Origin of the sequence: Actinoallomurus oryzae, from assembly GCF_039541955.1 — a bacterium.
GTDB classification, from domain to species: Bacteria; Actinomycetota; Actinomycetes; order Streptosporangiales; family Streptosporangiaceae; genus Actinoallomurus; species Actinoallomurus oryzae.
This window is the reverse complement of sequence record NZ_BAABHF010000034.1, coordinates 112,821-119,208: the sequence shown is the minus strand read 5'-3', so window position 1 is coordinate 119,208 and position 6,388 is coordinate 112,821. Positions and strand designations below refer to the sequence as shown.

General features: G+C 67.0%; 8 protein-coding genes. 5 read left to right on the top strand and 3 right to left on the bottom strand.

The annotated features are described in order from the left end of the window. Positions 1-51 precede the first annotated feature (51 nt). Positions 52-402, bottom strand: a complete 351-nt coding sequence (locus ABEA10_RS28555; protein WP_345469097.1) for a hypothetical protein — start codon at positions 400-402, stop codon at positions 52-54. 613 nt (positions 403-1,015) lie between these two features. On the opposite strand from ABEA10_RS28555, the gene ABEA10_RS28550 reads away from it, so the two are divergent. Further along, on the top strand, positions 1,016-1,330 hold the full coding sequence (locus ABEA10_RS28550) for a SpoIIE family protein phosphatase (protein ID WP_345469096.1): 315 nt from the start codon (positions 1,016-1,018) through the stop codon (positions 1,328-1,330). On the opposite strand, the gene ABEA10_RS28545 is transcribed toward ABEA10_RS28550, so the two are convergent. Beyond that, entirely contained in the window at positions 1,302-2,216 is a 915-nt protein-coding gene (locus ABEA10_RS28545; protein WP_345469094.1) for a LysR family transcriptional regulator, read from the bottom strand. The two genes, ABEA10_RS28550 and ABEA10_RS28545, sit on opposite strands and share 29 nt — an antisense overlap. Positions 2,217-2,788: 572 nt before the next feature. Between ABEA10_RS28545 and ABEA10_RS28540 the strand changes: the two genes are divergently transcribed. The 3 genes from ABEA10_RS28540 to ABEA10_RS51295 all read left to right on the top strand — a co-directional run bounded on the left by ABEA10_RS28540 (position 2,789) and on the right by ABEA10_RS51295 (position 4,566). Continuing rightward, positions 2,789-3,082, top strand: a complete 294-nt coding sequence (locus tag ABEA10_RS28540; protein WP_345469102.1) for a UBP-type zinc finger domain-containing protein — start codon at positions 2,789-2,791, stop codon at positions 3,080-3,082. Positions 3,083-3,216: 134 nt separating this feature from the next. After that, positions 3,217-4,194 carry a fatty acid desaturase family protein gene (locus tag ABEA10_RS28535; RefSeq protein ID WP_345469092.1) on the top strand — a complete coding sequence of 326 codons (978 nt, stop codon included), beginning with the start codon at positions 3,217-3,219 and terminating at the stop codon, positions 4,192-4,194. Positions 4,195-4,398: 204 nt separating this feature from the next. Beyond that, complete coding sequence (locus ABEA10_RS51295) at positions 4,399-4,566, top strand: RGCVC family protein (protein WP_425550972.1); 168 nt, start codon at positions 4,399-4,401, stop codon at positions 4,564-4,566. Positions 4,567-4,684: 118 nt separating this feature from the next. Here ABEA10_RS51295 and ABEA10_RS28530 read toward each other — a convergent pair whose 3' ends face one another. Continuing rightward, on the bottom strand, positions 4,685-5,206 hold the full coding sequence (locus ABEA10_RS28530) for a DUF5994 family protein (protein ID WP_345469091.1): 522 nt from the start codon (positions 5,204-5,206) through the stop codon (positions 4,685-4,687). Between the two features lie 442 nt (positions 5,207-5,648). On the opposite strand from ABEA10_RS28530, the gene ABEA10_RS28525 reads away from it, so the two are divergent. Then, on the top strand, positions 5,649-6,287 hold the full coding sequence (locus ABEA10_RS28525; RefSeq protein ID WP_345469090.1) for a DUF5994 family protein: 639 nt from the start codon (positions 5,649-5,651) through the stop codon (positions 6,285-6,287). Positions 6,288-6,388 lie beyond the last annotated feature (101 nt).

The following is a 6,388-nucleotide window of genomic DNA, read 5'->3' as shown; positions in this document are numbered from 1 at the left end:
CGCGAAAGAAAGGTCGACTTGTAAGAGACCGGGGCGACGCCAACTCTGCTGTCAGCGTGCGGAAAGTCTCCGGCGCCGGCTTTCAGTGACGTTCTCACACGGCGACGGCACGAGGGCCTCGACACGCCCCACAGGCATGTCCAGCGCGGCCGAGATCATTCGGAGCTCATCGCGTTCGGCAGGAGTGACACCGCGAGCGAGACGTCCCAGGACGGTGATCAGCTGATCGAGCGCTTGCTCCCACTGCCCCGCCGCAGCAGAGCCTTTGACCTGCCGGAACGTGCTCGCGGGGAGGCGATCGGAGTACCGGCCGGGCAGATCTCGCATCAATGCGGCCAGCTCGCGGCGTTGCTCCACCGTCGCCGGCGCACTCTGGACCTGATACCGCAGACGCCTGGTCATCCGGTCTCCCGCAAGGCGGGCAAACCAGAGCACCGTCCCCCAAAGAGCCATCACCCACCCCTTCCGGCTGTGTTTCCGCAGTGTCCGCACCCACGCTACGCTGAGTCGCCGCCATCGGAGACTCCCGTACGACGCTGCTCATCCGACCCGGAAGCGCTGCTTGGTGAACTGGCCGCTGGGGACGATGCTGGGAGAGGGGCAAGAGGCGTGCCGCGGCCAGGGCTCGCCGCGCGGCGACCGGCCGGAGAGACGAGGGCGAGCATGACAGGACTCAAGGGGTCCGTCCGGCAGGGTCATGGCGGATCGCTCGGAGAGGTTCGCCGAGCGGCTGCTCGACGCGTTGCTCGATCGGGCTCGTGAGCTACCGCCGCAGCTGATCGCCCCGCTCGTCGCGGAGGAGGTGCACAGGCTCGGCGGCAGGGCTGTCTCGATCCTCCTGCAGGACTATGACCAGCTGACGCTCGCGCCCCTCCCAGGCCGGGGGCTCTTGGATCCAGTGGTCGCCGCTGCCCCCGTTGACCATGATCACCCCTCAGGTGGCGGTGGCCGGCATCCTCGAGCCCGCCTATGACGTCGCCGGCGACAGCTTCGACTACGCCTCAACGACGACATCTTGCACGTCGCCGTCATCGATGCGATGGGGCATGGCCTGAACGCGGCCGTGCTGGCCACCGTCGCCATCGGCGCCTACCGGCATGCCAGACGCGCCGGTGTCGGGCTGGCGGAGCTGTACGGATTCATGGACGCGGCCATCGACGAGCAGTTCGGGCCCGACCAGTTCGTCACGGCGCAGATTCGCCTGACCAGCCTCCACGTTCCCGGTCGGGGCTCGCCCCCCTCGCGCCGCCGGCTGCCATTGGGGACCGGTATCGCACACCGCCGGCCGCGACGCTGCACGGTCAGCCGGCCGCGCGGTCCGAGGTGGTGAGCCAGCCCAGTCGCTTGGACATCGTCCGTGCGCAGGTGATGATGGCGCGTACATGATCGGTAGTGTCGGTCGCCCGCCACAGGATCGACCAAGGGTAGTGGGATTCGGGTTCGATGAGAGGCCGCCAGATGGTTCCCGGGAGTGCGGAGATACAGGAGGAGGGCACGCAGTAAAGGCAGCGCCCCGCGGCGACCAGGTCGGCGGCGGCCCGGATGCTTTCCACGGTGCCCTCATACACCGCAGGTGTGAAGCCGGCGGATCGGCACATCTCAACCACGAACTGGTTGAACTCCGGTGCTTGGGCGTCCTCGGCGAGCAGCAGGGGCTCTTGTGCGAGCGTGGCGACCGGCACGCCGTCCAGGGACGTGAAGGAGTGGCCGTCGGGCACCAGGACCCCCAGCGGGTCCTGACGGAACACGTGTGAGGCCACGCCCGGTGGAGCGAGCGCCGCACGGCCGATGCCGACGTCGAGGCGCCCGTCGAGGAGCTGCTGGTACTGCTCAGGCACGCTGAGCTCGACTTGGTGGATCACCAGATCCGGGTATCGGGCCTGGACCTCGTGCAAGATCTGCGGCATCGAGTCATAGCTGGCATCGATGATGCCCACACGAAGGCTAGGAGAGGATCCGGCCGCGCTGCGGGCGACCTGTGCCGCGCGGTCGATGTGGGCGAGAATCTGCCGCGCTTCGACGAGAAACGCCGCGCCTGCGGTGGTCAGCCTGACATGGTGAGTGCTGCGCTCCAGCAGGCGTACGCCCAGCTCGCGTTCGAGGCGCTGCAGTTGCTGGCTCAACGCCGACTGCACGATGTGCTCTCGCGCGGCCGCCCTGCCGAAATGCAGCTCCTCGGCCAGCGTGAGGAAATAGCGAAGCTGGCGCAGCTCCATGCCCGCCACCTCCACTCTTCAAAGAGCACAAACCAGTCTGGCATGCATTCTCCAGCATCTCAGGGGCCGGTGTACATCTCTGACCAGCAGTCTCGAAAGATGACGCGCCGCCTGACGGTGGGGCAAGTGATTAGGCTTGTCGGCGTCACCCGTTTATCGTCGCCATGCGCGATCCGCACGAGATTCTGGCGATAAAACGATGCATACCGGCCGAGGAGCCGCCTCGCGCGATGTAGCGGCCCAACGCCGACCTGAGCCGCCGGCCGCCCGTCGCCGGGATGCTCGATGGGTACTGGCGAGCGGCGAATAACCTGTCGGTCGGCTGGCGCTCTCGATCCCGTTCTTCGCCGCGCCGCATATTTCAGCACCGCAAGGCGCCCACCGGGCCGAGCATCCTCCAAACGTTGATACGTCGCTCCCCGGCGATCAAGGCGGGTGATGAGGCTTGCTCGAGTTGCCTGTTTCCGCCGGGTCCGTGAGGAGATTGGCTGAAAGAGATCAGCTGGCCGCTACCCGGCCGAGCTGGCGAGGCTGATGGGAGGAGAGCAACCGTGACTTCGAACCAGCCCGGCATGGCCTTGGATGTGCGGGCCCTCAGCTTGAACGGGTCGGCACCTCACTGCGAGCACCTCGACGCGCTCGTGCCGGTGGACCCGCTAGGGAACATCTGCCGGGAATGTCAGGCGGCCGGTGAGGACTGGCCGGGCCTTCTCGTGTGCCTGACCTGCGGTTGGGTGGGGTGTTCGAACGACTCGCCCCGCCGACACGCACGCGCCCACTACGAGGAAACCGACCATCCGCTGGCGCGCACACTGCGGCCAGGCCCGGTCCGGACATGGTGTTATGTGCACCAGCGTGCGGTCTGAGCAGCCTCCCCATCACCGAAGGAGCAAAGAAATTGATCACCGACGCCATCGGATCCGGCAACCCGGCATCAGGCGCTCACCGCGGTCCACCCGCAGCCACGCGCGGCAGCCCCTACGCCCAGTTGTCTCGCGAAGTGAAGCGGACCGGGCTGCTGAACCGGCGGCCCGGTTACTACAGCGCCAAGGTCGGGGGGAACCTGCTCCTGCTCGCCGCCGGATGGGTGACGTTCGCCCTGATCGGACGGTCGTGGTGGCAACTGCTGATCGCCGCGTTCCTCGCGGTGATGTTCACCCAGACCGCGTTCATCGGACACGACGCCGGCCATCACCAGATCTCCGGCTCCAAACGCGTCAACAACCTGCTCGGCCGCCTGCACGGCAACCTGCTGATCGGGCTCAGCTACGGCTGGTGGATCTCCAAGCACAACCGGCACCACGCCCATCCCAACCAGGTCGACCGCGACCCCGACATCGCCGGTGGCGCGATCGCCTTCACCGAAGACCACGCCCGCGCCCGCGGCCGACCGGGCGCCTGGCTCGTCCGCCACCAGGCCTGGCTGTTCTTCCCCATGCTGCTTTTGGAAGGCCTCAACCTGCACGTCGCCGGCGTACGGGCACTGCTGGCCCGCACCGGCGCCTCACGAACGGTCAGACTCGCCGAGACGGGGCTGCTGACGGCCCACATCGGTGGCTACCTCACCGCCCTGTTCTGGGTCCTGTCGCCCGCTCAGGCCGTGTGCTTCTTCCTCATCCAGCAGGGACTGTTCGGGCTCTACATGGGGTGCTCGTTCGCGCCCAACCACAAGGGCATGCCGATTCTCGCCAAGGACGACAAGATCGACTACCTGAGCCGGCAGGTGCTCACCGCACGCAACATCCGCGGCGCCCGGCTCACCGACTTCGCACTCGGCGGCCTGAACTACCAGATCGAGCACCACCTGTTCCCCTCCATGCCACGACCCAACCTCCGCCGTGCCCAGACGCTCGTACGCGCCTTCTGCGCTCAACACGGCGTCCCGTACCACGAAACCGGTCTCCTCCACTCCTACGCCCAAGTGCTACGGCACCTCCATGAGGTCGGCGGCCCGCTGCGCCCCGAACTGGAGTACTGACCGCTCTCGATATCGCGGTTGGTGACCGAGCGATCTCGCGGTCATCAGCCCGCGCGATGAGCCTTGACCAGGTTCGTGGTTTCCGTACGGGTCACATCGCGATTGGCTGCTGATATGCACCTTCCGCGCGTCCGCCCTGCTACCACCGGCAGATGATCTCTGGCGACGGCAGCCTGACAGTAACCGGCTTGGACAGGTGACCTCATGACCTTGCAACCGCATTGCGAGACGCCGCTGCCCACGCTGTGTGCGTGCGGACATCCCGTCGACGAGCACGATGCGGTCGCTGCCCGCTATTGCAGAGCGACCGCGTCGGGGTCCTTGCACCGGGACTGTATCTGTGTGGTGACATCCGGGCCGCTGCCCCGTTGACGGCTCCTGCCCGAGGAGAGAGCGGAGATCGTTGTTCTCTCCGAGCCGTCGACCGGGGCGTCCAACGACCTCCTGTCCGCAACCGAGTCGGCGACTCTTCCCACGGGTCGGAGAGCTGTCATTCCTCCTGGTCGCGGAGCCGTCCACCTTCGGACTCCCATCCGCACTCCTGCGCCGACTCGGCGCTGGTGTCGGGCGTCTGGACGTCCTCTCCGGCCCGAGCGGCCTGTCTCATGGCCGCCCAGGCGGCGGTCTCCTCGGTGTCCGGTGGGACGGTGAGCAGGTCGACGCGGTGGCCGTCGGCGTAGATCACGGTGAGCAGACCGGCGGGCAGGGTGTCGAACCAGCTGAGCCGCACCACGCGGGTGTCCGTCAGACCCTCCACACCCTCGATGCGCAGCCGGCGTGGCCGACTGTCCCAGTCGGACACACGGAGCATGATGTGCGTTACCGGACCGTGGTCTCCCGGAGGTCCGTGGCCCTGGAGGGCCAGGACCAGACCCGGCAGCTCTACGACCGGGTCGGCCGATCGGGGCCACCAGCCACCATCGAGCAGCGCCCCGGGCGCGCGGGCCAGCCCCAGGAGCAGCCGAGATGCCGATGGCGACGACGCTCTCCGTTCCGGAGCATCCTCTTTCACGGCGCTCCCTCCTAAATCACTCTTCTAAGGTCACCGGAGTTTCCGGGCTAATGATCGGGCGGGATCAACCCGCCCGAGGACCACTACCGGCGGTGTCGGCGAGCGAGGCGGCGTATCTGGGTGATGCGGGCGGTGCCGACCACCGGCATGATCACGATTCCCGCGGCCATGGCGATCAACAACCCGATCCCGGGCCGGCTGCCGCGTCGGATGCCGCGTGTTTCCGCAGCCACGGCATTTGCGGATAATTCGACTCTACGCCCATCAACTTGCGATAACCAGAGATATTTAGGCGTGCGCGAAAGTAGAATCGACAACGACTTACCTTTTCTGGTGTATCATGGAATTACCGAGGGCATTTCGCACGCCAACGATCAAGCTGGCGCCGTCCTCGGTGTAAGAAAATCCGGCTCCTCACAGGGGCCAGGACGGGGCCGAAGTCGTGGCACCGCACGTTGAAAATCAAGTAGACGTTCTTTCCCCCCCTATTCCTCCGAAGTCGAGGCTCAGCCTGGACTCGGCGCTGGGGCGCGGGGGGATTCTCGGTGGCGGCTGGTGGCCGCACTCCCGCGACGCGGGCAGTGAACTACCGAACCTCATCTCACTGCTGAACCCACAGGTCGGCGTGGTCGTGCGCCTCGGCGTCGACGCCCGTGACTGGGACGACATCCCCCGCCGCATGACAGTCGGCGGACACCGTGTGGGGGTGGGATGGTTCGCCGACCTGAACCACAAGATCATTGTGACCCGTGGCCCGCAAGACCACATCTTGTTGCTGGTCGTACCGCCTCACGCCGCGACGGACGCGGCAGAATCCGCGCTGACGATGGCATCCATCGGCCGACGCAGCATCAGGCCTGAGGAAATCCTGGCCTCCGTCGGCATCCAGAACGAGGCCAGGGCGGACCCGCCTCGGGCGGTCCCGGAAGAAGACGATCACCCACGGGAACCGGGAATCGCCACGGACGCCGCGCGCCCCATGATGACCGAGGACGCCAGGCGAGGTGAGATCGGCCGCCGGCTCGACGACGGCGCACCATCCCGCCCTTCCCCGCGGAGCAGCCGAGCTGACCACGTGTGAAAGAAGTCCCGGATCGTGCCCATCACCGACGGATCGATCCGGGGCCGCTTCGGCATCTGACGGCACGCAGAGGCCCAGGCGAACCCGCATGGCCATCGATG

Bases quoted from the DNA above. Each gene is read 5' to 3' on its own strand.
- ABEA10_RS28555 (WP_345469097.1), bottom strand. From the start codon at position 402: ATGACCAGGCGTCTGCGGTATCAGGTCCAGAGTGCGCCGGCGACGGTG.
- ABEA10_RS28545 (WP_345469094.1), bottom strand. From the start codon at position 2,216: ATGGAGCTGCGCCAGCTTCGCTATTTCCTCACGCTGGCCGAGGAGCTG.
- ABEA10_RS28540 (WP_345469102.1), top strand. From the start codon at position 2,789: ATGGCCTTGGATGTGCGGGCCCTCAGCTTGAACGGGTCGGCACCTCAC.
- ABEA10_RS51295 (WP_425550972.1), top strand. From the start codon at position 4,399: ATGACCTTGCAACCGCATTGCGAGACGCCGCTGCCCACGCTGTGTGCG.